This window comes from Pseudonocardia sp. 73-21 (genome assembly GCF_001899645.1).
In the GTDB taxonomy this organism is placed as follows: Bacteria; Actinomycetota; Actinomycetes; order Mycobacteriales; family Pseudonocardiaceae; genus Pseudonocardia.
The window spans coordinates 44,733-67,945 of the sequence record NZ_MKVV01000033.1; the positions used below are offsets into that span (position 1 = coordinate 44,733).

Consider the following 23,213-nt stretch of genomic DNA (forward strand, 5'->3'; position numbering starts at 1 on the left):
AGAGGAACCCCGCATGTCCCGCACGCCGCGGCCGATCCGGTCCGACATCGCCTGGAGCACCTCCGACCGGATCGTCGTCCGCGGTCGTGACCTCCCCGGCGAGATCCTCGGCCACATGAACCTGGCCGACTTCTCGTTCCTGCAGCTGACCGGGCGGGAGGCGACGCCCGAGCAGTCGCGGGTCTACAACGCGCTGCTCATCACGCTGGTCGAACACGGGCTGACCCCGAGCGTGATCGCCGCCCGGATGACCTACGCCGGCGCACCGGAGTCGTTGCAGGCGGCCGTGGCGGCCGGGCTGTGCGGGCTGGGCTCGGTGTTCGTCGGGACCACCGAGGGTGCGGCGTCGATGCTGCACGCGGCGCTGGCCGACGGCAGCACCGATCTCCCCGCGGTCGCCGCGGAGATCGTGGCCGGCGTCCGGGAGCGCAGGGCGATCATCCCGGGGCTGGGCCACCCGCTGCACAAGCCGATCGACCCCCGCACCCCGCGGCTGTTCGCGATCGCCGAGGAGAACGGGCTGTCGGGCCGGTACGTTGCGCTGATGAGGCTGGTCGGCGCCGAGGCCGAGCACGTGTACGACCGGGCGCTGCCGATCAACGCCACCGGCGCGATCGGGGCGCTGACCAACGAGCTGGGCCTGCCGCCCAAGGTGGTGCGCGGGCTCGGCGTGATGGCCCGGGCGATCGGTCTCGTCGGGCACATCTTGGAGGAGAGCGAGCAGCCCATGGCCGTGGAGCTGTGGCAGCGCGCCGACGAGGAGGCGTCGGCGCACCTGCGGTCGGCCACTTCGTGAACATGCTCGACGGCGTGCGGGTCCTCGACCTCGCCACGCTCGCGGCCGCCCCGCTGGCCGCGACCTACCTCGGCGAGTTCGGCGCCGACGTCATCAAGGTCGAGCAGCCAACGGGCGGCGACCCGATCCGCTCGTGGGGCCACCAGCGCGACGGCGTCGGCCTGATGTGGAAGTCGGTGTCACGCAACAAGCGGGCCGTCACACTCGACCTGCGGGTGGCGGAGGGCCAGGGCCTGCTGCGCAGGCTCGTCGAGCACGCCGACGTGGTGGTGGCCAACACCCGCCCGCAGACCCTCGCCGGGTGGGGGCTGGACTACGGCAGCCTCCGCGCCGTGAACGACCGGATCGTGATGCTGCACGTCACGGGCTACGGGCTGACCGGGCCGAAGGCCGAGCGCCCCGGCTTCGGCACGCTCGGGGAGGCGATGAGCGGGTTCGCCGACATCACCGGCGAGGCCGACGGGCCGCCCACGCTGCCGCCGTTCATGCTGGCCGACGGCGTCGCGTCGCTGAACGCCGCGTACGCCGTGCTGATGGCGCTCTACCACCGCGACGTGCACGGCGTGCCGGGACAGCTGATCGACGTCAACCTCATCGACCCGCTCACCCGGCTGCTGGAGCAGACCCTGCTGGGCTACGACCAGCTGGGACTGGTTCCCACGCGCGCGGGAAACCGGTGGGACATCTCGGCGCCCCGCAACACCTACCGCACCTCTGACGGGCGGTGGCTGGCGATGTCGGGCAGCTCGCCCACCGTGGCGCTTCGCGTCTTCCGCTCGATCGGCCGCGCCGACCTCGCCGACGACATCGACTTCGCCGACCCCCAGGGTCGCCTGGCGCGGGCCGGGGAGGTGGACCGGGTCGTCGCCGACTGGGTGGCCGCCCGGACGCTCGACGAGGCGATGGCGGTCTTCGAGGCGGCGCAGGTGGCCGCCGCGCCCGTCTACGACATCACCCAGCTGGTGGCCGACGAGCAGTTGGTGCACCGCCGGGTGTTCGTCGAGGTCGGTGACGGCGAACTCGGCGCGATGACGGTGCAGGCGCCCGTGCCCCGCTTCTCCGGCGCCGACGGCCGCATCGAGCACCTTGGGCCGCGGCTGGGTGAGCACAACCACGAGGTCTACGGCGAGCTGCTGGGCCTGTCCACCGACGAGATCGACGACCTGCGCGCCCGCGGCGTGCTCTGAGGAGTCCGATGTCCGGGATTCTGCGCCGTTCCGAGCTGGCGACACCCGCGAGCAACGAGCGCATGTTCGCCAAGGCCGCCGCCGCCGGCGCCGACCTGGTCTTCCTGGACCTGGAGGACGCCGTCGCCCCCGCGCAGAAGGAGGCGTCCCGACCCAAGGCCGTCACCGCGCTCAGGGAGCTGGAGTGGGGCCGCACCGCACGGGCCGTGCGCGTCAACGGCCTGGACACGACCTGGTGCCACGACGACATCATCGAGGTGGTCACCGGCGCCCGTGAACACCTCGACACGATCATCGTGCCCAAGGCGCGCACCGCCCGGGACGTGTGGTGGGTGGACGTCCTGCTCACCCAGCTCGAGGCCAAGCTCGGGATGACGAAACGGATCCGCCTCGAGGTGCTGATCGAGGAGGTCGAGGGTCTCGCCAACGCCGAGGCGATTGCCGCCGCCAGCCCCCGGCTGGACGCGCTGATCTTCGGCGCGGGCGACTTCTCGGTCTCCCAGGGAGCGCGGGTGGACACCAACTTCGTGCCCGTCGGGGAGTACCCGGGTGACTTCTGGCACTACGCCCGCGCCAAGGTTCTCGTGGCTGCCCGGATCGCCGGCATCGACGCGGTCGACGCCCCGTACCCCGACTACCGCGACACCGCGGGCTACGAGCGCGACGCCCGCCGCGCCGCGATGCTCGGCTACACCGGCAAGTGGGCCATCCACCCGAGTCAGGTCGCGATCGCCAACGACGTCTACGCACCCACCCCCGACGAGATCGCCCGGGCCGAACGCAACGTCGCGGCCTACCGCCACGGCGAGGCCCGGGGCCTCGGCGCCGTGGGTGTCGATGGGGTCCTCGTCGACGCCGCACACGTCAAGCTCGCCGAGGCCACGCTGGCCCGGGCCGCCCGCATCCCGTCCTACTAGGGGCGCCGACCTGAGCCCGCTGCCCACCGATCAGCTGCGGCCGACCGGGCGGAACTGGGGTATCTGCATCTCGGGGCCCCGCTTCTCGTAGGTGAGCTCCACCCGCTGCCCGACCGTGACGGCACCGAGGTCGGGCACGTCCACGAGGTTGGTCATCAGCTGGGGCCCGCCGTCGAGCGCGACGATCGCCACCACGTAGGGCTGGTCGTCGCGGTAGGCCTCGTAGGCGGCCTGGTGCACCACCGAGAACGTCACGACCTGACCGGTGCTGGCCGGCGCGCGCCAGCCCATCTCGGAACCGCCGCAGCGCGGGCAGCGCGGTCGTGGCGGGAACACCCAGTCCGCGCACGGCTCGCACCACGGTGCGGAAAGCTCCCCGCGGGCCGCCGCCGCCCAATAGGGCGCCGACAGCGCGGTGGGTTCGGGAGCGGGCTTCACGGGGGCCATCAGGACTCCGCCCGGTCGCCGAGGATCAGCGTGGCGTGCTCGGAGAGCATCCCGCCGTGGGTGTGCACCAGCGCCGTGGACGTCCCCGGAACCTGCCGCTCCCCGGCGCGACCCATCACCTGCAGCGCGCCCTCGACGACCATGCTCATCCCGGACGCGTCTCCGGTGTGCCCGAACGACATCAACCCTCCGTAGGTGTTGACCGGCAGCGACCCGCCGGGCGCGGTGGCGCCGCTGTGGTAGAGCTCGGGAGCCTTGCCCCGCCCGGCGAGGCCGCACTCCTCCAGGTACATCAGCGGGTTTGCGGAGAAGGAGTCGTAGAGCTGGGCGACGTCGATCTCCGAGGGCGCCAGCCCGGACATCGCGAAGGCCTGCCGGGCCGCCTCCGTCGCGCCGCCGGTGTCGAAGGTCGACCGCATGCTGACCGCACCCTCCATGTGCACCTCCCCGTAGCCCAGCAGGTAGGCGGGGCGCCGGTTGACCGCCCGCGCCCGCTCCCCGCTGGTGACCAGCAGTGCGGCACCTCCCTCCAGCGGCACCGAGCAGTCGTAGAGGTGGAACGGGCTCGCGATCATCCGCGAGCCCAGCACGTCTGCGACGGTCAACGGGCCCTTGTCCCGCATGAACGCGTCCGGGTGCAGCAGCGCCCACTGTCGCTGGGCCACCGCCACCGCGGCCAGGTCCTCGCCGGTGGCGCCGGTCTCGGCCATCCAGCGCTGCGCGAACAGCGCGTAGAGCACCGGGATGTAGGTCCCGTAGGGGTACTCGAACTCGGGGTGGCTGACGAACTTGGCGATCTTCTCGCCGCTGGCCGCACCCACCTTGGGGAACTTGCCGGCGGAGATGCACAGCACGGCGTCGGCGCGGCCGGCGGCGATGGCCTCCGCGGCCCGCGCGACCATCAGCGCGTAACCCGCGCCGCCGGCGTACATCGTCTGGGAGAACCGCGGCCGGATGCCCAGCTCGTCGGCGACCTTCTCGTGCACCGCGACGTCCGCACCGCCGTCGGTGAGCACACCGGTCGGTGCGGCCAGCACCCCGTCGATGTCGCCGGGGCGAACCTCCCACTGGTCGAGGAACGCCGAGATCACCGCGGAGTTCAGCGCGAGCTCGTCGAGCTCGGGATAGCGGCCGGGCCTGATCTCGGTGACGGCCGCCAGGGCCGGGTCGTTGCGCACGTGCGCCCTCTCGGGTCGGGGGTGTGGCTGCTCGCTCAGAGCAGGAAGGCCATCGACGGGACGGCTCCGGTGCGGTCCACGAGCAGCACCTTCTTGCGGGTCATCCGCAGCCCGCCGTCACCGGCGGGGCTCACCAGGTCGAACTCGAGCCGTCCGGCCCAGACGTGGGTGCGGTCCATCCGGAACTCGTGCATAGCGAAGGTCGCGTACACGGTGACGGCGCCCGGTCCGACCTGCTCGCGCTCGACACCGGAGACGATGCGCACCGTCCGGGAGAACGGCAACCCCGTCGGGCTGGACCTCGATGTCGGCCACGTCCGCCCCCTGATCCGTCGAATTAGTTCGACCTATTGGTCAGGAGAATTACACTCGATGCGAGGCCGGTCAAGAGTCAGGCGGAGTTGGTCCTGTCCGCGGGAGCACCGGCGGGAGCCGGCGCTCAGCGACTGGGGAACCGGGGGGCCCGCTTCTCCTGGAACGCGTTGATCCCCTCGTGGTGGTCGTCGGACCCCATCGCCAGGGTCTGGTGCGCGAGCTCCAGCTCGAGGTAGGTCTCCAGGTCGCCGCTGACCGAACGGTGGGCCAGCGCCTTTCCGAGACCGAACGCCCGGGTCGGGCCCTCGGCGAAGCGGTGCGCCATGGCCATCGCCGCCGGCAGCAGCTCGCCGGCCGGGTGGATCTCCCGGACCAGGCCGAGTCGCTGCGCCTGCTTCGCCTCGAGCGTCTCGGCGAACAGGAACATCTCCTTGGCGCGGTGCAGGCCGACCATCCTCGACAGCAGCCACAGGCCGCCGCCGTCGGGCACCAGCCCGACGTTGGCGAAGCTGGCGATCATGCGGGCGCCCTCGGCGGCGAGCCGCACGTCACCGGTGAGGGTGATCGAGAAGCCGACTCCCGCTGCCACGCCGTTGACCGCGACGATCAGCGGTTTCTCGATGGCCAGCAGCGCGAGGGTGGAGGCGTTCGCGCTGCGCATCCAGGTGCGGGCCTGGACCGCGTCGGGACGCGCGCTCATCGCCGCGATGTCACCGCCCGCACAGAAGGCGCGCCCGGCGCCGGTGAGCACCACCGCCCGCACCGCGGTCTCCGCCTGCACCTCCGCGGCCCGTTCCGCGAGCTCGCTGCGCATCGCGTGGTCGAGCGCGTTGAGCTTGTCGGGCCTGTTCAGCGTCAGGACGGCGACCGCGCCGTCGCGGTCGACGGTGACGCTCACAGCGGCCGTGCCGGTCGGGACGGCGGGACGAGGTCGGGGTGCATGGTGTCTCCGTTCAGCTGCGAGGGTGCGCGGTCAGGGCACGGTTATGGCTGTGCGGGTGACCGGAGGTGTCGAGCACGTCGAGACCCAGGGTGCTCGGCGGCCCGGCCCGGTAGCGCCGCGCGAGGAGCGCCAGGTGCTCGGACGCCGTACCGGCCGACAGCGCGACGGCGGTCGCGCGGCGTGAGTACAGGTACAGGTCGGACTCCGTCACGTAGCCGATGGCGCCGTGCAGCTGGTGGGCGAGCCTGCTGATCGCGGTCGCGGCGCGCCCGGCGCGGGCCTTGGCCGCCGCGACCGACCGCCGCGCCGGGCGCCCGGCGCCGAGGTCGGCGAGGGCGACGCCGACCAGCAGCCGCGCGCACTCCAGCGCCGAGCCCATGTCGGCGACATGGTGGGCCACCGCCTGGAAGCTGCCGATCGGGCGGCCGAACTGCTCGCGCCCGCTGACGTGGGCGACCGTCCGCTCCAGCAGCTCCTCGCCGAGGCCGACCAGCTCGACCGCGGCCAGCAGCGCGCACACGTCGGCGACGTCGTCGGCGCGGCCGGGCGCGAGCGGCGCCGAGACGTCCGCTGCCCCGAGCGCCACCCCCGTGCACCCGACGGTGCCGAGCGATTCGTCCGAGATCGACCGCAGCGGCGCCACGGTGACACCGACTGCTCCGGTGTCGACGGTGACCAGCCGGTGACCGCCGGCGTCGTCGGCCGCGACGGCCACCAGGACGGCGGCCGGCCCGGCGTCGTCCAGCCGGGGCAGGTGGCCGTCGAGCCGGTACCCCGGCCCGTCCGCGCGCAGTCCCGGCAGGCCGGACGGTGTGCCAACGGCGGCGGCGGCGCCTGCGGCCAGCCGGGGGAGCCACTGCCGCTGCTGCTCGGGCGAGCCGGCCCGCGCCAGTGCCAGTGCCGCCGCGGCCGTGGAGCGCAGGGTGCTGGGCAGCGCGGCCCGCGCGGCCTCGGCGAGCACGACGGCCAGGTCGGCAGGCGCCGCCCCGGCCCCACCGTGGCACTCGGGGACGGCCAGCGCGGGCCAGCCCTGCTCGCCCACGGCCGCCCACAGCGCGTCGCGGTGGCCCGCATCGCCGTCGGCCAGTCGCCGCCGGTCGACGTGGTCACCGAGGAAGGCCGCCGCCGACTCGCGCAGCGCGCGGTGCTCAGGGCTCTCCCCCGTCCGGCGCGACACCCGCTCGACGGCGGCGGGCGCGGACCGCGCCGACGTGGGCAGGCCGTAGCGGCGCTGCGCCACCATCGTGCGCTGCACCTCGTTCGTGCCCCCACCGAAGCGCAGGTACGGCGACCGGCGGTAGGCCAGCTCGGCGAGCCCGCCCAGCGGTGCCCCCGGCTCGTCGTGGGCCAGCCGGGAGCGTTCCCCGCAGGTCTCCAGGGCCGCGTCCGACAGCTCCGCCATCAGCTCGGTGGCCGTGACCTTGAGCATCGCCGCGTCGGCGTCCGACAGCCGGCCGGCGTCGATCTCGCGCAGCGTGCGCAGCGCGAGCAGGCGCACCGCGCGCACCCGGGTCTCCAGCTCCGCGAGCCGGACCGCGGTGGCCCCGTCCGGTCCGGAGCCGGTGCACAGCTCGGCGGTGAGCCCGTCGAACAGGCGGCGCAGCGTGCCGACGCCGGCGATGCCGACCCGCTCGAGGGCGAGCGCGGTGGTGACGTGGGCCCAGCCCTGCCCGGCCTCGCCGATCAGGTGGTCGGCAGGCACCCGGACCCCGGTGAAGGTCACCTCGTTGGTGCGCAGCCCGCCCCAGGTGGGCAGCGCCCGGACCGCGATGCCCGGCCTGTCGAGCGGGACGGCGATGATGCTGATCCCGCGGTGCCGCGGTGCGTCGGGGTCGGTGCGGCAGGCCAGCCACTCGTGGCTGGCGTGGTGGGCGCCGGTGTTCCACAGCTTGTGGCCGTCGATCACCCAGTCGTCGCCCTCGCGCACCGCGCGGCAGCGCAGGTTCGCGAGGTCGGTGCCCGCCGTGTCCTCGGAGTAGCCCAGCGCGAACTCGACCTCACCCGAGACGATGCCCGGCAGCCAGCGGCGGCGCTGCGCGGCGGTGCCGACGCGGGCGATCGTCGGGCCGATCGACACGGTGGTCATCAGGTCCGGGTGCGGGGCGCCGAGGTAGTCGCACGCCTCGAAGAACAGGAACTGGTCGACCGCGGAGCGGCCCTGGCCGCCGTACTCGGCCGGCACCCCGATGCCGAACCAGCCCCGCGCGACCATCGCCGCCAGGAGTCCGCGGACGGCCGGGTGGCGGTCGGCGGCGGCGGTCTCGCGCCAGCCGGGCAGCGCCGCACGCAGCTCGGGGGTCAGATGCTCCAGCAGCACGTCGCGCACCTCGCGCTGCCAGGCGTCCTCGGCGGGGGTCAGGTCCATCGCAGCTCGACCGTCGCATCGCCGGTGGTGGTGGTGCGGCCCTGCGCGGTGGCGAGCCAGACCTCGCAGCGGACGGTCCGGCCGTCGGCACCGACCTCCAGCACCCGCCCGCGGGCGAGCAGCTCATCGCCGAGGTAGGCCGGCGCCCGGTTGCGGTAGCGCAGCTCGACCAGCCGGCCCGGCCGGGCCCAGCCGGTGAGCAGCTGCTCGAGATAGGTGCCCTGCAGCGGTCCCGGCACCACGACCCCGGGATGGCCGGCGACGTCGCGGGTGTAGTCGGCGTCGTAGTGGATGCGGTGGGAGTTCCACAGCACGGCCGAGTACTGGAACAGCTCGACTGCGCCGGGCCGGTGGCCGACCGGCCCGAGCGGGTCGCCGATCCGGGGGAGCCCGCTCATCGCAGGATCCGGGAGTAGTCCTCCACCACGACCTCCTCGCCGAGCTGGTTGGTGAGCCGGTGCCGCAGCCCCATCAGCACGAACGGGCCCGACGAGCCGGACTTCTCGGTCAGCCCGGTGATCGTCTTCTCCAGGGTGATCCGGTCGCCGGCGTGGATCCGGCCGGGGAATCGCGCACGGGTCTCCCCGGCCATCACCTGCGTCACGGCGACCGGGGGGAGGTCGGCGTCGGGGGTGCCGTCCTCGGCGAGCTCGGTGCGGGGCCGGATCAGCGCCGCGCCGATTCGCACGGCCACGTAGAACCCCGGCGGGGCCACGATCGCGCGGTACCCGGCGGCGAGCGCGGCGGCCTCGTCGAAGTGCTCGGGCGCGGTCTCGCCGACCGCGTGGCAGTACTTCGCGATGTCGGTGGCGCTCACGTGGACGGTCACCGGCGGGTCGCTGCGCCCGATCCAGGCCCGCGCCTCGTCCGTGACCAGCCCGCCGCTCACCGGGGACCGCCCCCGGCGGGCTGCCAGACGGGCAGCGCGATGCCCGGGGCGACCGGCTCGAACGCCACCTCCACCGGCATGTCCATCTCCAGCTTCTCCGGCGGCACGCCGCGCAGCCGGCCCAGCATCCGGGCCGGCGCGTCGTCGAGCTCGACCACACCGACCGCGAACGGCAGCGCGCCGGCGTAGGCCGCGACCGTGGTGTGGTGCACCACCGTCCAGGTGAACAGCGTGCCGGTGCCCGCGACGGGCAGCCAGCGCAGCTCTGCCGGGCCGCACCGCCCGCAGCTGTCGCGGGGTGGCCACTGCACCTGCTCGCACGCTGCGCACCGCTGCACGACCAGCTCTCCGCGGGCGACCGCGGCCCAGTACCCGCCCAGCACAGGGTCGTCCGGGTCGGGCAACGGCGGCGTGGGCGCGTTCCGCCCGGTCATCGCGTCATCACCGCGATGGCGCCGTCGCCCATGTCGCCCCAGCCGGTCACCGCGACCACCTCCGCCCCGGGGACCTGGCGCTCCCCGCCGTCGCCGCGCAGCTGCACGACCGCCTCCACCACGTGGTTCATCCCGGCGATGTGCCCGTCCGAGAGCAGCCCGCCGTGCGGGTTGACCGGTAGCCGCCCGCCGAGCGCGATGCCGCCGCCGGCCACGAACGGGCCGCCCTCGCCGCGTGCGCAGAACCCGGCCTCCTCCAGCTGCTGGATCACCTCGAAGGTGAAGCAGTCGTAGATCATCGCCGCGTCCACGTCCGACGGCGTCACCCCGGCCATCGCGAACGCGCGCGGTGCCGCCCTGGTCAGCCCGACGGTGAAGAAGTCGCGGCGGTTCACCAGGTCGTCGGGCGAGTCCGGGTGGCCCTCGGCCAGCCCGGCCAGGCGCACCGGGCGGTGGCGCAGGTCGCGCGCCCGGTCCGCGGCCACCACCAGCACCGCGCCGGCGCCGTCCGTCTCCTGGCAGCAGTCGAGCAGCAGGTAGGGCTCGGCGATCGGCCGGCTGGCGCGGTACTGCTCCATCGTCATCGGCCGCCCGTGCATCTGCGCGTGCGGGTTGAGCTGGGCGTGTGCGCGCATGGCGAGCGCGACCTCGCCCAGGTGCTCGCGGGTGGTGCCGAACTCGTGCATGTGCCGCCGGGCGATCATCGAGTACCACTGCGCGGGCGTGGTGAACCCGTGCGGATGCTCCAGCTGGCGGCGGTAGCGCTGGCCGGGCAGCAGCACCCCGATCCGCTGCTCGACCCGCGACCCGGAGCGACCGTTGCGCGCGACGAACACCAGCACACAGGTGGCTGCACCGCTCGCCACCGCCAGCGCGGCGAGCCGCAGCCCGGCGACCGTGCTGGCCCCGCCCAGGTGCGGGACCCCGGTGAACGTCACGTCGGGCAGCCCCAGGCCCGCGATCAGGTCCTCGGCCGAGGGCCCGAACGGGAACGGCACGATGCCGTCCACGGCCGAGGTGGGCAGGCCGGCGTCGGCGCACGCCGCGGCGGCGGCCTCGACGGCCAGCCGCTCGGCGCTGCGGCCGCTGGCCCGGGAGAACTCCGTCATCCCGATCCCGGCCACACAGGTCCCGCTCACGCGCCGACCCTCGACCCGAGCCGGGCGGCCAGGTCGGCGACGGCCCGCTCGGCCCCTCCGACCAGGTCGGTCAGCACCGTCGCGGCGTCCTCGACGCTGTCGACGAGCGCGGTGGACTGGCCCAGCGGGATCGGGGAGCCCACGACGTCGCCGTCGCGCAGGCCCTTGAGCACCAGGCCCTGCCGGTTGATCTCCACGGCCTGCTGCGGGAAGGGCCGGGGCTCGTGGGTGGCCCAGTAGGCGGTGAAGTCGTTGGTGGCCAGCCGGCAGGTCTTGCCCGACAGCGCCCGCGAGATCACCGTCTGGTCCTCGGTGCGGGCGACCACCTCCTTGCGGACGTCGTCGTGCACGGAGGACTCGCGGGTGGCCAGGAAGCGGGTGCCGACCCAGACGCCGTCGGCGCCGAGCGCCAGCGCCGCGGCGACCCCGGCACCGGTCGCGATGCCGCCCGCCGCGACCACCGGGATGCCCACCTCGCGCGCGACGGCGGGCACCAGCACCGACAGCGCCACCGCGCCGGTGTGCCCGCCCGCCTCGGTGCCGGTGGCGATGACCGCGTCCGCGCCGAGCTGCTGGGCGCGCACGGCGTGCCGGGCGGTGCCCACCAGCGTCATGACCGTGATGCCGTGCTCGTGGGCCTCACCAGCGGCCCCCGCCGGGAGCTTCATCGCGTAGACGATCAGCGGCACCCGCCGCCGGTAGGTGACCTCGAGCATCTCCGCGCGCAGTTTCGGGTCCACCGCGTGCGACGCGCCCTCCTGTGGGCTCGCGGTCCGCTCACCCAGGTCCGGGAACAGGAAGTCCACCCCGAACGGCGCCGAGGTGGCCGCCTGCACGAAGGCGATCTCCCGGTCCAGCTCCTCGGGAGTCATCCGGGACGCGCCGATGCACCCGACACCGCCCGCGTTCGACACCGCGGCGGCGAGCCGGCCCCCGGCCGCCACGCCCATGCCGGCCTGCATGATCGGGTAGCGCACTCCGAGCAGTTCGGTGATGCCGGTTCTCCACGTCATCGGGGCGGTTCCTCTCGGGTTGCGGGCCGGTCGTCGCGGTCGAGTCCGGCCAGGCAGTCGACGACGGAGACGCCGTGGCCGACCGCGTGCACCAGGACCGGGTTGAGGTCGAGCTCGCGGACGCCGGGCAGCCCCGTCCGCCCGTCCGCGCCGACGAGCCGCGCCAGCCGAGCGACGAGCGCGCACAGGGCGTCGACGTCGGCATCCGCATCGGCCAGCAGCCGGGCCAGCCGGGTGCCCGCCAGCCGGGCCCGTACCTCGTCGGGGCCTGCAGGCGGCAGCACGATGGTGACGTCGTCGACGAGCTCGGCGAGCACGCCACCCGGCCCGACGGCGAGGACCCTGCCGTACACCGGGTCGGTGGCCACCCCGACGATCACCTCGACGCCGGCCGGGGCCATCTGCTCCACCAGCACGCCACGCACCCGACCGGCGCCGACCGCAGCCACGCCGGCGGCGTGCACCCGGGTGACCGCGGCGGCGAGCGCGGCGGTGTCGGGCACCCCGAGCACCACGCCGCCCGCCGCGCTCTTGTGCGCGATGTCGCGGGCCAGCACCTTGACCGCCAGCGGGAAGGCGAGCCCCGGGTCGGCGCCCGTGGCGATCTGCTCGGCCGCCAACACGCGGCGCGGCGGCAGGCCGGGGACTCCGGCCAGCTCCAGCAGGGTCTTGGACTCGTCCTCGTCGAGCACGGCGCCCTGCCGGGCGTCGAGGAACCGGGCGAGCGCCGGCGGGGTGGGGCCGGGCACGGACTCCGGGGCGACGTCCCGGCCGCCGTCACCGGCCCGGGCGAGCGGGGCCATCGGACGGATGCACTCCTCGACGCCGACGAACACGGGGACCCCGCCCGCGTGCAGGATGCCCATCACCTCCGCCGAGGCGCCCAGCCAGATCACCGAGCACCGCTTCCCGATCGTGGGCAGCTCGGCGACGATCCGCCGGGCCAGTCCCGGACCGAACGAGCCGCCGGCCCCCATGAACACGACCAGCTCGTCGAGCCCCTCGTCCGCGGCCAGCACGCGCAGGCACCGGTCCAGGCTGGAGTGCGGGTCGATCAGGACCGTGGCCGTGACGTCGACCGGGTTGGTGACGCTCGCCCAGCCCGGGAGCAGCTCGCGCAGCCGGTCGCGGGTGCCGGATTCGAGCGCCGGTACCTCGAGCCCCCACCGGGAGCAGGCGTCGCTGACCAGCACCCCGCCCCCGCCGGAACCGGTCAGCACCCCGACCCGGCGCCCGCCCCACGCGGGCTCGGCGACCACCGCCTGGCAGGCCACAACCAGGTCCTCGGGCGTGGAGACGCCGACCACCCCGTAGCGGTGCAGCACGGCGTCGCTGACCCGGGCCGACCCGGCGAGCGCGCCGGTGTGCGAGCGGGCGGCGGTCCGCCCGCGCTCGGAGTCGCCCGCGCGCAGCAGCACGACCGGCACCTTCCGCCGGCGCGCGAGGGCGAAGAAGTCGGTCAGGTGGCGGCCGCTGCGCACGCCCTCCAGGTAGAGCGCGACGGCTCGCACGCCGGGCTCGTCCAGGGCGGCCGAGGCGATCTGGGCCGCGTCGAGCACGGCCTCGTTGCCGGTGCTGACCATGTGCGAGAGGCCGAGTCCGCGGGCGTGGGCCATCGCGCAGACGTAGCTGCCGATGGCGCCGCTCTGGGTGACCAGCGCGACCGGTCCGGCGGCCAGGTCCGCGCCGTCGACCAGCGAGCCGAAGGTGCCGTAGAAGCGGGCGCCGAAGTCGACGACCCCCAGCGAGTTGGGACCGACGACGGCGAGCCCCCGCTCGTGTGCCAGCTCCCGCAGCGCCCGCTCCCGTGCCGCACCGGCCTCGTCGAGCTCGGCGAACCCGGAGCTGAACACGAGGAACGTCCGGGTGCCGCGGTCCGCCGCGGCCGCGACCGTGTCGAGCACCGCCTCGGCGCGCACCGCGACGATCGCGAGGTCCGGTGCCTCGGGCAGAGCGGCGGCGTCGGGCACGCAGGCGACACCCTCGACGAAGCCGTGGCGCGGGTTGACGGGGTAGAGCCGCGGCGGGTGGTCGCCGCGCAGCAGGCTGCGCAGTGTCCGGGTGGCCGGACGCGTGGGGTCGGGCGAGGCGCCGAACAGCACGACCGAGGCCGGGCGGAACAGGCAGCGCATCAGCTCGGACCCGATCGGAGCTGCCACCATCGACTGTCCCCTCACCCCGGATACTCCAGCACGGCCGTGCGCGAGGCGGATGTCTCGCTTCGCGACACTCCGGCTCAGCCGCCGTAGAGCTCGGCGAGTTGGGCGCGCAGCTTGTACGTGAGGACCTTCCCGCCGACGGTCTCGGGCAGGCCGTCGGCGAACACGACGCGCTTGGGCCGCTCGAACCCGGCCAGGCGGTCCCGACAGAATCCGAGTACGTCCTTCTCGTCGGCGACCGCCCCCGGGCGGGACACCACGACAGCCGTCACGGCCTCGCCCCAGCGCTGGTGCGGGAGCCCGATCACGGCGGCACGCAGCACGCCGGGATGAGCGTGCAACACCGCCTCGACCCGCATGCTGGACACGTTCTTCCCGCCGGACTTCACGATGTCCTTGTAGCGGTCGACCATGATCCGCAGGCCGTCGTCGTCGACCAGCCCCAGCGGTGCACTGCGCGGCGTCCGCGCAATGTGGTGACGTCCAGCTCCATTGCCGGTTCCTCTCTCGGGACCTGCGGTGAGCATGTCGAACGGCGCGCGACGAATCAAGGTTTAGTCAGTTCGAGTTCACTTCGCCGACCGGTGGCCGGGCTGACGCCGAGACAGGCGTGCGCGGTGATGTCGAGCAGTTCGGTCAGGCGGTCGGCGGCCAGGCCACTGCGGTAGAACAGTGTCGCCTGCACAGCCCCGATCGCGGCGTGCACGAGCAGTCGGAGCTCGCCGTCAGCCAGTTCCGGCCGCAGCGGCCCGAGCACGGCCACCCACTCCTCGATGTAGTGCCGCTGCTCGCGCCGCAGCCGTCGACGGTCGGCGTCGGGCAGGCTGTAGGCCTCGCGGTGGTAGACGGTGAGCACGTCGCGATCGTGCATCGCGACCGCGATGTGGGCGCGGACCAGCAAGGACAGTGCCGTACGGTCGTCAGGCGCGGCAGCCAGGATATCCGAGGCCTCGGACTGCAGCCTCGCCATGGCCTGGTCCAGCAGGGCGACGAGGATGTCCTGCTTGCTGTTGAAGTGCCGGTACACACCGGAGCCCACGATGCCGGCCTCCGACCCGATCTCGTCCATCGCGACCGCGTGGAAACCGCGCCGGGCGGCGAGCGCGGCAGCTGCGGTGAGGATCCGGGCACGCCGGTCGGGATCGCGCCGCCGGGGTGTGGCGGGTTCGCTCGGGTGCGCCATCTGGCCATCATGACACCCCGCTGGGTAAGGTGCTGCGAGTGAACGTGCCCTCACATCGGAGGGCCGGCGCCGATCAGGACGGGGACCGGTGAGCGAGGAAGCGATCATCTATGAGGTCGTCGACGGGGTCGCCTGGTTGACGATCAACCGGCCGGAGGCACGGAACGCTCTCAACGCCGCGGTCCGGCACGGGTTGTTCGACACGGTGCGCCGCTTCAACGACGACGACTCGGCCAAGGTCCTGGTGCTGACCGGGGCCGGCGACAAGGCGTTCTGTGCCGGCGGGGACCTGAAGGAGATGTCGGAGACGGCGCTCACGGTCCCGCCGCCCGACTTCGCGCCGCAGTTCGGGCGCAACATCGAGGTCGTCAAGCCGACCATCGCCGCGGTGAACGGCGTCGCCTTCGCCGGCGGGTTCCTGCTGGCCCAGCAGTGCGACCTCGTCGTCGCCGCCGAGCACGCCACCTTCGCGGTCAGCGAGGTCAAGGTAGGTCGCGGCTCGCCGTGGGCGGCGCCGCTGTCGTGGCTGCTGCCGCCGCGGCTCGCGCTGCAGATCCTGATGACCGGCGACCCGATCACGGCCGAGCGCGCCCGCGAGGTGGGCATGGTGAACGAGGTCGTGCCCGCGGCGGAGCTGCGGGCACGAACCCAGGAGCTCGCCCTCCGGATCGCCTCCAACGCGCCGCTGTCCGTGCTCGCGGCGAAGAGGACGGTGTACCTCTCCGCGCACCACCACCTGGCCGAGGCCTACGACCTCGCCGACGAGATCTGGGAGCCGGTGTACCTCAGCGCCGACGCGCAGGAGGGTCCCACCGCCTTCCGCGAGAAGCGCACACCGGTCTGGAAGGGGCGCTAGCCGTGGCCGTGACGATGGAGTCCGTGATCACCGACATCGAGGCGGAGACGGCCGACCTGAGGTCGCTGATCGCCGAGCTGCCCGACGGGCCGGCCGGGTGGGACGCCTCGACTCCCGCCGCAGGCTGGGCCGTCCGCGACCAGATCAGCCATCTGGCGTTCTTCGACGACGTCGCGGTGCGCTCGGCCACCGACCCCGAGGGGTTCACGGCCGAGGTGCTGCCCATGCTCGCCGACGGCCGGATCTCCCCGGACACCATCGCCGAGCGCTACCGGCCGATGCCGGGAGCGGAGCTGCTGTCCTGGTTCGACGGCGCACGCATCGCCCTCGTCGCTGCCTTCGCCGCGATCGACCCCTCGGTGCGGGTGCCGTGGTTCGGCCTCCCCATGAGCGCGGCCTCCTCGCTGACCGCGCGGATCATGGAGACCTGGGCACACGGTCAGGACGTCGCCGACGCGCTCGGGGTGACCCGTGTGCCCTCGGCCCGGTTGCGCCACGTCGCCCACATCGGCGTGGGAGCGCGGGCGTTCAGCTACATGGCCAACGGCCTCGAGGTGCCCACGGAGCCCGTCCGCGTCGAGCTCACCGCGCCGGAGGGCACCGTCTGGACCTGGGGCCCCGATGGTGCGCCCGACCGGGTCACCGGCCCGGCGCTCGACTTCTGCCTGCTCGTCACCCAGCGAAGGCATCGCGACGACACCGCGCTGGAGGCCACCGGGCCGCTGGCCGGCCGGTGGCTCTCCATCGCGCAGGCCTTCGCCGGACCTCCCGGCGGCGGGCGCACGGCAGGCCAGTTCGACGGAGGTGCGGCGTGAGGGACCCGGTACGGATCGGCAACTGCTCGGGCTTCTACGGCGACCGGCTCTCCGCGGCGCGGGAGATGGTCGAGGGCGGGGCGGGCGCGGAGGGCATCGACGTGCTCTGCGGCGACTACCTCGCCGAGCTGACGATGCTCATCCTGGCGAAGGCCCAGGCGAAGGACCCCGCGGGCGGCTACGCCCGCACGTTCCTGACGCAGATGGAGCAGGTGTTGGGCACCTGCTCCGATCGCGGTATCAAGATCGTGGCCAACGCCGGCGGGCTCAACCCCGCCGGGCTGGCCACCGCGCTGCGCGAGCTCGCGGACCGGCTCGGTGTCACCGTCCGCGTCGCCCACGTCGAGGGTGACGACCTGCGCGGGGACCTCGCCGCGATCACCCCTGCGGTCGGTGGGCTCAAGCCGGTCTCGGCGAACGCCTACCTCGGCGGCTGGGGTATCGCCGAAGCGCTGGGTGCCGGCGCCGACGTCGTCGTCACCGGCCGCGTGACCGATGCCTCGCTCGTCGTCGGCCCGGCCGCCTGGTGGCACGGGTGGGAGCGCACCGACTGGGACCGGCTCGCCGGTGCCGTCGTGGCCGGCCACGTCATCGAGTGCGGTCCGCAGGCCACGGGCGGCAACTACGCCTTCCTCGACGAGATCACCGACCGCCGCTACCCGGGCTTCCCGATCGCGGAGGTCGCGGCCGACGGCTCATCGGTGATCACCAAGCACGCCGGCACCGGCGGGCTGGTCTCGGTCGGCACGGTCACCGCCCAGCTGCTCTACGAGATCGCCGAGCCCGCGTACCTGGGGCCGGACGTGGTGACGCACTTCGACACCGTCGCTCTGACCCAGCAGGCCGAGCACCGGGTGGCGATCACGGGGTCCACCGGCAGCCCGCCACCGGAGACGCTGAAGGTGGCGCTCAACGACGTCGGGGGCTACCGGAACACGATGACGATGGTGCTCACCGGCCTGGACGTGGAGGCGAAGGCCGCGTTCGCGCAGCAGCAGCTGTTCGACATCCTCGGCGGCCGGGACTCCTTCGCCGAGGTCGACGTCCGGTTGCTGCGCTTCGACACACCGGACGCCCCGACCAACGACCAGGCCTGCGCGCACCTGCGGATCACGGTCAAGGACCCCGACCCGCGCAAGGTCGGCCGGGCGTTCTCGAGCGGGATCATGGAGGTCGCCCTGGCCGGGTACGCGGGCTTCCACACCACCACGCCACCCACGTCGGAGTCGGCGTTCGGCGTGTACCGCCCCGCGGCCGTCCCCCGGTCGGCCGTGACGCAGGTGGTGGTGCTGCCCGACGGCGAGCGCCGCAGGATCGCCGACCCGCCGACCGGCGCCGTGCCGGCGGCGGAGGTCGCCGACGTCGCGGCCACCTCGCCGCCGACGGGACCGACGCGCCGCGCACCGCTGGGCGCGGTGCTGGGCGCCCGGTCCGGGGACAAGGGCGGCAACGCCAACATCGGTCTCTGGGCCCGCGACGGCGCCGGCTACGCCTGGGCGCGCGAGCACCTGACCGTCGAGCGGCTGCGCGGGCTGCTCGGCCCGGAGGCGGCGCAGCTGCGCATCGAGCGGTTCGAGCTGCCCAACCTGCGTGCGCTCAACGTCGTGGTGCACGGGCTGCTGGGGGAGGGCGTGGCGTCCTCGACCCGACCCGACGCCCAGGCGAAGGGCCTGGGGGAGTACGTGCGCTCCCGCATCGTCGACATCCCGCAATCCCTGCTCAGCGCGACCTGAACAGGCCCGAACCCGGTGCGGCGCGGCCGTGCCCGAACCAGAAGGTGGAACGAACATGGGCAAGCTGGACGGCAAGGTCGCGCTGGTGTCGGGCTCCGGCCGCGGGATCGGGCGCGCCATCGCCGAGAAGCTCGCCGGTGACGGCGCCAAGGTCGTGGTGAACGACCTCGACGCCGACCCGGCGAAGGAGACCGTGGCCGCGATCGAGGCGGCCGGAGGCGCGGCGGTCGCGTGTGCCGGTAGCGTCACCGAGGACGGCTTCGCCGAGCGGTTCGTCGGCACCGCGGTCGACGCGTTCGGCGGGCTGGACATCATCGTCAACAACGCCGGCTACACCTGGGACTCGGTCGTCCAGAAGATGAGCGACGACCAGTGGGACGCCATCCTCGACGTGCACCTCAAGGCGCCGTTCCGGATCCTGCGCGCGGCGCAGCCGGTGATCAGCGCCGCGACGAAGAAGGAGAAGGCGGCAGGCCTCGACGTGCCGTGCCGCAAGGTCGTCAACATCTCCTCGATCGCGGGCACCGGTGGCAACGCGGGCCAGGCCAACTACTCCTCCGGCAAGGCCGGGATCATCGGCCTGACCAAGGCGATGTCCAAGGAGTGGGGCCGTTACAACGTCACCGTCAACGCGGTGGCGTTCGGCCTGATCCGCACCCGGTTGACCGAGGTCCCCGCCGGCGGCGACGGCAAGATCGACATCCAGGGCCGGCAGCTGGCTGTCGGGGTCAACCCGGAGCTGCTGGAGTCGATGGAGCGCGGCATCCCGCTGGGGCGGGCGGGCACCCCGGCCGATGCCGCCGGGGCGGTCTACCTCCTCTGCATCCCCGAGTCGGACTACGTCAGCGGTCAGGTCGTGATCTGCGGCGGCGGGTTCACCGCCTGAGCCCCGCGCGGCGCCAGGTGTTGCGTTCCGACACACCCAGCCCTGCCGGGATGCCCCTAGGGTGCCGGTACCCGAGGAAGGGAGCGTCCCATGGCGAGCGCCGAGTCCGCATATCTCAGTGATCTCTACAGCGACTGGTCGGCGAGGATGACCGCCGAACCGGAGATGGGCCTGCCGGCTCTGCGTGACCTGTTCGAGGAGTGGCACCTGCCCACCGTCGAGCCGGAGGGCGTGACCTACGCCGAGACCGAGGCCGACGGCGTGCCGGTGCTGTGGTGTTCCCCCGTCGACGCCGCGGCTGACCGCGTGCTGCTCTACACGCACGGCGGCGGTTTCGTCGTCGGGTCGCGCCACACCCACCGCAAGCTGGCGGGCCACCTGGCCAAGGCCATCGGCTGCCGGGCGCTGGTCGTCGACTACCGCCGCGCCCCCGAGTACCCGTTCCCGGCGCAGCTCGACGACTGTGTCACCGCCTACCGGTGGCTGGTCGCCCAGGGGATCGAGCCGGGCCACATCGCCACCGCGGGTGACTCGGCGGGCGGCAACCTCGCGATCAGCGTGGCGCTCAAGCTGCGTGCCGACGGCGACGCCCTCCCGGCCGCGCTCGTCCCGATGTCGCCGTGGCTGGACATGGAGCACAAGGGCGAGACGCTGGACACGAACTCCGGCACCGACGCACTGGTGCAGCGGCCCATCCTGGAGGCGATGTCGGGCATGTTCCTGGGCCCGAACGGATCGGCGATCGACCCGCTGGCCAACCCGCTCTACAGCGACCCGGCCGGGCTCCCCCCGATGTATTTGACCGCAGGCGGGGCCGAGACCCTGCTGGACAACGCGCAACGGTTCGCGGCCAGTGCACGTGCCGCCGGCGTCGACGTCACGGTCGACGTGGTGCCGGACATGCAGCACGTGTTCACGTTCCTCGCCGGCCGCGCCACCGAGGCGGACAAGACGGTCGCCGACATCGCGGCCTGGATCCGGCCGCTGCTGGGACTCGCCTGACGCAGCAACGACCACGCTGCCGTGCCGGCTGCCGATCCCGGGAGCCGGCAGGGAGGCCGGGTAGTCAGCTGACGAGTTCCACGACGGTCGCGTTCGCCATCCCGCCGCCCTCGCACATGGTCTGCAGCCCGTACCGGATGCCCTTGTCGCGCATGTGGTGCGCGAGCCGCGTCATCAGGATGGCCCCGGACGCCCCGAGCGGGTGGCCGACGGCGATCGCGCCGCCGAGCGGGTTGAGACGGTCGGGATCGGCACCGGTCTCGGCCAGCCACGCCAGCGGGATCGGGGCGAACGCCTCGTTGACCTCGAAGGCGCCGATGTCAGCGATGCTCAGCCCGGCCCGGCCCAGCACCTTGGCGGTGGCCGGGATCGGGCCGGTCAGCATCATCACCGGGTCGGCACCGCTCACCGCTCCCGAGTGGTACCGGACGATCGGGGTGAGCCCGAGTTCCGCCGCGCGCTGCGGCGTGGTCACCAGCAGGGCGGCCCCGCCGTCGGAGATCTGCGACGCGTTGCCGGCGTGGATCACGCCGTCGGTGTCGAACGAGGGCTTCAGCGTTCCCAGCGTCTCGGCGGTGGTGCCCCTCCGCAGCCCCTCGTCGACGGTGTGCCCGGGAGCCTCCGGGACCGTGACGAGCTGCCCGTCGAACGCCCCGGAGTCGATGGCGGCGGCGGCGCGCTCGTGGCTCAGGGCGGAGAACTCGTCGAGTGCCGTGCGCGTCAGGCCCCACTTGGCGGCGATCAGTTCGGCGCCGCGGCCCTGGTGGAACGTTCCGCCCCCGAGCGCGGTCTCGTAGCGGCCGAGCAGCCGCGGGCCGTAGGGGAGGCCCACGTCCCGGCCGGCGCCGAGCGGAACCCTGCTCATGGACTCGACCCCGCCCGCGACGACCAGGTCGTACTGGCCGGCCATCACCATGCCGGCGGCGAAGTCGAGCGCCTGCTGGCTCGACCCGCAGGCGCGGTTGACCGTCGTGCCGGGCACCGACTCGGGCCAGCCCGCGGCGAGCACGGCCGACCTGGCCGGGTTCGCGGACTGGTCACCGACCTGGTTGACGCAACCCCACACGACGTCGTCGATCAGCGCCGGGTCCAGGCCCGTGCGCTCGACGAGCGCCTCGAGCACCCGGGCCGCCAGCTCCACGGGGTGCACGCCCGCGAGCGAACCCCCGCGCTTGCCGATCGGTGTCCGGATGGCTTCGACGATCACTGCTTCGGGCATGTCGACCTCCACGTCGCTTCCGCATAATCATCATGAGGATAACGCGTCGAGAGGCCCGGGAGAACTCGGCTCAGGGGGCGAACTTCCGGCCGAGCAGGTGGCGTGCTACCACCAGTTTGGCCACCTGCGCGGTGCCGTCGGCGATCTCGAAGGCCATCACGTCGCGCAGCCGCTGGCCCTGCGGGCTGTCGCTGCCCCAGCCGGCGTGCCCGAAGGTCAGCAGCGCCTGGTGCACCACCTCGCCCGCGGTCTTCGGGGCGAACCACTTCGCCATGTTCGCGGCCACCGAGTGATCCAGGCCCTGGTCCTTGCGCCACAGGGCCTCGTAGCAGATGTGGCGGGCGCCGGCCAACCGGGTGGCCTGCTCGACCAGCGGGAACGCCACGCCCTGGTTGCGTCCGATCGGGCCGCCGAACGCCTCCCGGGTGCGGGCGTACTCCAGGGCGTCGTCCAGGGCGGCCTCGGCGATGCCGACGCACATCAGGCCGATCACGGCGCGGGAGTAGTCGAAGCCCTGCATCACCGACACGAAGCCGGCGCCCGCCTGCCCGATCAGCTCGTCGCGGCCCACCGGCACACCGTCGAAGTGCAGCGACGCGCGCCCGATGGCCCGGCCGCCGTGGTCGTCCAGCGCCGTGCGGGCGATCCGTTCGTCGTGCAGGTCCACATAGAATGCGCTGACCCCCCGGGCGCCGGGTCCGCCCGTTCGGGCGAACACGACACCGGTGTCGGCCAGCATCCCCATCGAGATCGACGTCTTCTCCCCGACCAGGCGCCAACCCGTCCCCTCGGGGACGGCGCGCAGTGCCAGGTTCGCCGCGTCGGAGCCGTGCTCGGGTTCTGTGAGCACCAGTGCCGACACCGCCGACCCGTCGGCGATCGGCGGCAGCCAGCGCGCGAGCTGTTCCTCGCTCGCGTTGCCGACCAGGATGTCGGAGTTGAGCGCTGCGACCAGCAGGATGTAGCAGGCGTTGATGTCGGCCCGCGAGATCTCCTCGGCAGCCATGCCGGTGGTCACGGCATCGGCCTCCTGGCCGCCGAAACGCTCCGGGATGCGCAGCCCGGTCAGTCCGACCGAGGCCATCTCCCGGGGGAGCTGCGGGCGCATCCGGCCCGCCCGGTCGTCGGGTTGGTAGTGGGGGGCGAGCACCTTCCCGGCGAAGGTGGCCAGCTCCTGGCGGAAGGTCTCCTGGTCGTCGTCGAACCCGTAGTGCACGTCGTTGCTCCCGCTCTTGTGCTTGCCGTCCCATCGGTGACGATCAGTATGACGATTGAGGCGATCGTATCCGTCATGACCGATCGCGCACTACCCGAGGACGAACAGGAGCTGACCCTCGCTGACGGATTCGCCCTCGCCGACCGACAGTGTCCGCACCGTGCCGGCCGTCTCGGCATGCACGGGGATCTCCATCTTCATCGACTCCAGGATGGCCAGCACGTCGCCGGGCTGTACCGCCTCGCCCACCTCTACGCACACCTTCCAGACGCTGGCGACGATCTCGGCACGGACCTCGGCTGGCATGGGCACTCCCGTCGTACAGGGGCGATTGGGCCCGGCAGGCGGCGCAGAGGCCGAGCTGCAGTCCCGGGGACGGGCCGACAGTAGCGGGGCGCCCCCCGGCGGTACAGACGGCCGAGGTGGGATCCATCCGGCGGACGGTGCGGCCGAGCCGGAGTGGTTGACCTCACGTTAACTGCGGTTCACACTCCTGGCTGCTGCGCTACGTCGGGCTGCGG

Annotated in this window: 24 protein-coding genes; 8 read left to right on the forward strand and 16 right to left on the reverse strand. The window is 73.6% G+C overall.

Annotated features, from left to right (window positions below):
• The first annotated feature begins 13 nt into the window (after positions 1–13).
• Genes BGP03_RS09185 through BGP03_RS09195 form a run of 3 tightly spaced genes read left to right on the forward strand, consistent with a single transcriptional unit; the run spans position 14 to position 2,900 of the window.
• Entirely contained in the window at positions 14–796 is a 783-nt protein-coding gene (locus BGP03_RS09185; protein WP_296368830.1) for a citryl-CoA lyase, read from the forward strand.
• A 2-nt stretch (positions 797–798) separates the two neighbouring features.
• Entirely contained in the window at positions 799–1,983 is a 1,185-nt protein-coding gene (locus tag BGP03_RS09190; protein WP_296368984.1) for a CoA transferase, read from the forward strand.
• Positions 1,984–1,991: 8 nt separating this feature from the next.
• Complete coding sequence (locus BGP03_RS09195; RefSeq protein ID WP_296368827.1) at positions 1,992–2,900, forward strand: CoA ester lyase; 909 nt, start codon at positions 1,992–1,994, stop codon at positions 2,898–2,900.
• A 30-nt stretch (positions 2,901–2,930) separates the two neighbouring features.
• Here BGP03_RS09195 and BGP03_RS09200 read toward each other — a convergent pair whose 3' ends face one another.
• From BGP03_RS09200 to BGP03_RS09260, 13 genes are all read right to left on the reverse strand, one after another.
• On the reverse strand, positions 2,931–3,347 hold the full coding sequence (locus BGP03_RS09200; RefSeq protein ID WP_296368825.1) for an OB-fold domain-containing protein: 417 nt from the start codon (positions 3,345–3,347) through the stop codon (positions 2,931–2,933).
• Positions 3,347–4,525: a thiolase family protein gene (locus BGP03_RS09205; RefSeq protein ID WP_298800763.1), complete on the reverse strand. Its 1,179-nt coding sequence runs from the start codon at positions 4,523–4,525 to the stop codon at positions 3,347–3,349. Before BGP03_RS09205 ends, BGP03_RS09200 begins: the two co-directional genes overlap by 1 nt.
• A gap of 35 nt (positions 4,526–4,560) precedes the next feature.
• Positions 4,561–4,809: an aromatic-ring-hydroxylating dioxygenase subunit beta gene (locus BGP03_RS09210; protein ID WP_296368822.1), complete on the reverse strand. Its 249-nt coding sequence runs from the start codon at positions 4,807–4,809 to the stop codon at positions 4,561–4,563.
• A gap of 155 nt (positions 4,810–4,964) precedes the next feature.
• A complete protein-coding gene (locus tag BGP03_RS09215) occupies positions 4,965–5,738 on the reverse strand; it encodes an enoyl-CoA hydratase-related protein (protein ID WP_296368819.1) in 774 nt (257 codons plus the stop codon).
• 55 nt (positions 5,739–5,793) lie between these two features.
• Entirely contained in the window at positions 5,794–8,148 is a 2,355-nt protein-coding gene (locus tag BGP03_RS09220; RefSeq protein ID WP_296368817.1) for an acyl-CoA dehydrogenase family protein, read from the reverse strand.
• Complete coding sequence (locus tag BGP03_RS09225; protein ID WP_296368815.1) at positions 8,139–8,546, reverse strand: acyl dehydratase; 408 nt, start codon at positions 8,544–8,546, stop codon at positions 8,139–8,141. Before BGP03_RS09225 ends, BGP03_RS09220 begins: the two co-directional genes overlap by 10 nt.
• Positions 8,543–9,037, reverse strand: coding sequence for a MaoC family dehydratase N-terminal domain-containing protein (locus BGP03_RS09230; RefSeq protein ID WP_296368813.1), 495 nt, complete (start codon positions 9,035–9,037; stop codon positions 8,543–8,545). Before BGP03_RS09230 ends, BGP03_RS09225 begins: the two co-directional genes overlap by 4 nt.
• Positions 9,034–9,471 (reverse strand): OB-fold domain-containing protein, encoded by a 438-nt coding sequence (locus BGP03_RS09235; RefSeq protein WP_296368811.1) that lies wholly within the window; start codon positions 9,469–9,471, stop codon positions 9,034–9,036. Before BGP03_RS09235 ends, BGP03_RS09230 begins: the two co-directional genes overlap by 4 nt.
• A complete protein-coding gene (locus BGP03_RS09240; protein ID WP_296368809.1) occupies positions 9,468–10,610 on the reverse strand; it encodes a lipid-transfer protein in 1,143 nt (380 codons plus the stop codon). The genes BGP03_RS09235 and BGP03_RS09240 overlap by 4 nt, the downstream gene beginning before the upstream one ends.
• Positions 10,607–11,623, reverse strand: a complete 1,017-nt coding sequence (locus BGP03_RS09245; RefSeq protein ID WP_296368807.1) for a nitronate monooxygenase — start codon at positions 11,621–11,623, stop codon at positions 10,607–10,609. The genes BGP03_RS09240 and BGP03_RS09245 overlap by 4 nt, the downstream gene beginning before the upstream one ends.
• Positions 11,620–13,785 carry an acetate--CoA ligase family protein gene (locus BGP03_RS09250; protein WP_296368805.1) on the reverse strand — a complete coding sequence of 722 codons (2,166 nt, stop codon included), beginning with the start codon at positions 13,783–13,785 and terminating at the stop codon, positions 11,620–11,622. The genes BGP03_RS09245 and BGP03_RS09250 overlap by 4 nt, the downstream gene beginning before the upstream one ends.
• 74 nt (positions 13,786–13,859) lie before the next feature.
• The gene (locus BGP03_RS09255; RefSeq protein ID WP_299736090.1) at positions 13,860–14,309 is read right to left on the reverse strand and encodes a hypothetical protein; all 450 of its coding nucleotides are present in this window, start codon (positions 14,307–14,309) and stop codon (positions 13,860–13,862) included.
• Between the two features lie 20 nt (positions 14,310–14,329).
• The gene (locus BGP03_RS09260; RefSeq protein ID WP_296368801.1) at positions 14,330–14,965 is read right to left on the reverse strand and encodes a TetR/AcrR family transcriptional regulator; all 636 of its coding nucleotides are present in this window, start codon (positions 14,963–14,965) and stop codon (positions 14,330–14,332) included.
• A gap of 88 nt (positions 14,966–15,053) precedes the next feature.
• Here BGP03_RS09260 and BGP03_RS09265 point away from each other — a divergent pair, with 88 nt between their 5' ends.
• The 5 genes from BGP03_RS09265 to BGP03_RS09285 all read left to right on the forward strand — a co-directional run bounded on the left by BGP03_RS09265 (position 15,054) and on the right by BGP03_RS09285 (position 20,257).
• Entirely contained in the window at positions 15,054–15,821 is a 768-nt protein-coding gene (locus BGP03_RS09265) for an enoyl-CoA hydratase-related protein (protein WP_298800764.1), read from the forward strand.
• Positions 15,822–15,835: 14 nt separating this feature from the next.
• The gene (locus tag BGP03_RS09270) at positions 15,836–16,636 is read left to right on the forward strand and encodes a TIGR03084 family metal-binding protein (protein ID WP_296368982.1); all 801 of its coding nucleotides are present in this window, start codon (positions 15,836–15,838) and stop codon (positions 16,634–16,636) included.
• Positions 16,633–18,369, forward strand: coding sequence for an acyclic terpene utilization AtuA family protein (locus BGP03_RS09275; protein ID WP_296368797.1), 1,737 nt, complete (start codon positions 16,633–16,635; stop codon positions 18,367–18,369). Before BGP03_RS09270 ends, BGP03_RS09275 begins: the two co-directional genes overlap by 4 nt.
• Before the next feature lie 55 nt (positions 18,370–18,424).
• Positions 18,425–19,255 (forward strand): SDR family oxidoreductase, encoded by an 831-nt coding sequence (locus BGP03_RS09280; protein ID WP_296368795.1) that lies wholly within the window; start codon positions 18,425–18,427, stop codon positions 19,253–19,255.
• A gap of 90 nt (positions 19,256–19,345) precedes the next feature.
• Positions 19,346–20,257 (forward strand): alpha/beta hydrolase, encoded by a 912-nt coding sequence (locus BGP03_RS09285; protein ID WP_296368793.1) that lies wholly within the window; start codon positions 19,346–19,348, stop codon positions 20,255–20,257.
• Between the two features lie 64 nt (positions 20,258–20,321).
• On the opposite strand, the gene BGP03_RS09290 is transcribed toward BGP03_RS09285, so the two are convergent.
• From BGP03_RS09290 to BGP03_RS09300, 3 genes are all read right to left on the reverse strand, one after another.
• Positions 20,322–21,476 carry a thiolase family protein gene (locus BGP03_RS09290; RefSeq protein ID WP_296368791.1) on the reverse strand — a complete coding sequence of 385 codons (1,155 nt, stop codon included), beginning with the start codon at positions 21,474–21,476 and terminating at the stop codon, positions 20,322–20,324.
• A 70-nt stretch (positions 21,477–21,546) separates the two neighbouring features.
• A complete protein-coding gene (locus BGP03_RS09295; protein ID WP_298800765.1) occupies positions 21,547–22,692 on the reverse strand; it encodes an acyl-CoA dehydrogenase family protein in 1,146 nt (381 codons plus the stop codon).
• A gap of 90 nt (positions 22,693–22,782) precedes the next feature.
• Positions 22,783–22,998 carry a biotin/lipoyl-binding carrier protein gene (locus tag BGP03_RS09300; RefSeq protein ID WP_296368787.1) on the reverse strand — a complete coding sequence of 72 codons (216 nt, stop codon included), beginning with the start codon at positions 22,996–22,998 and terminating at the stop codon, positions 22,783–22,785.
• Positions 22,999–23,213: the final 215 nt, after the last annotated feature.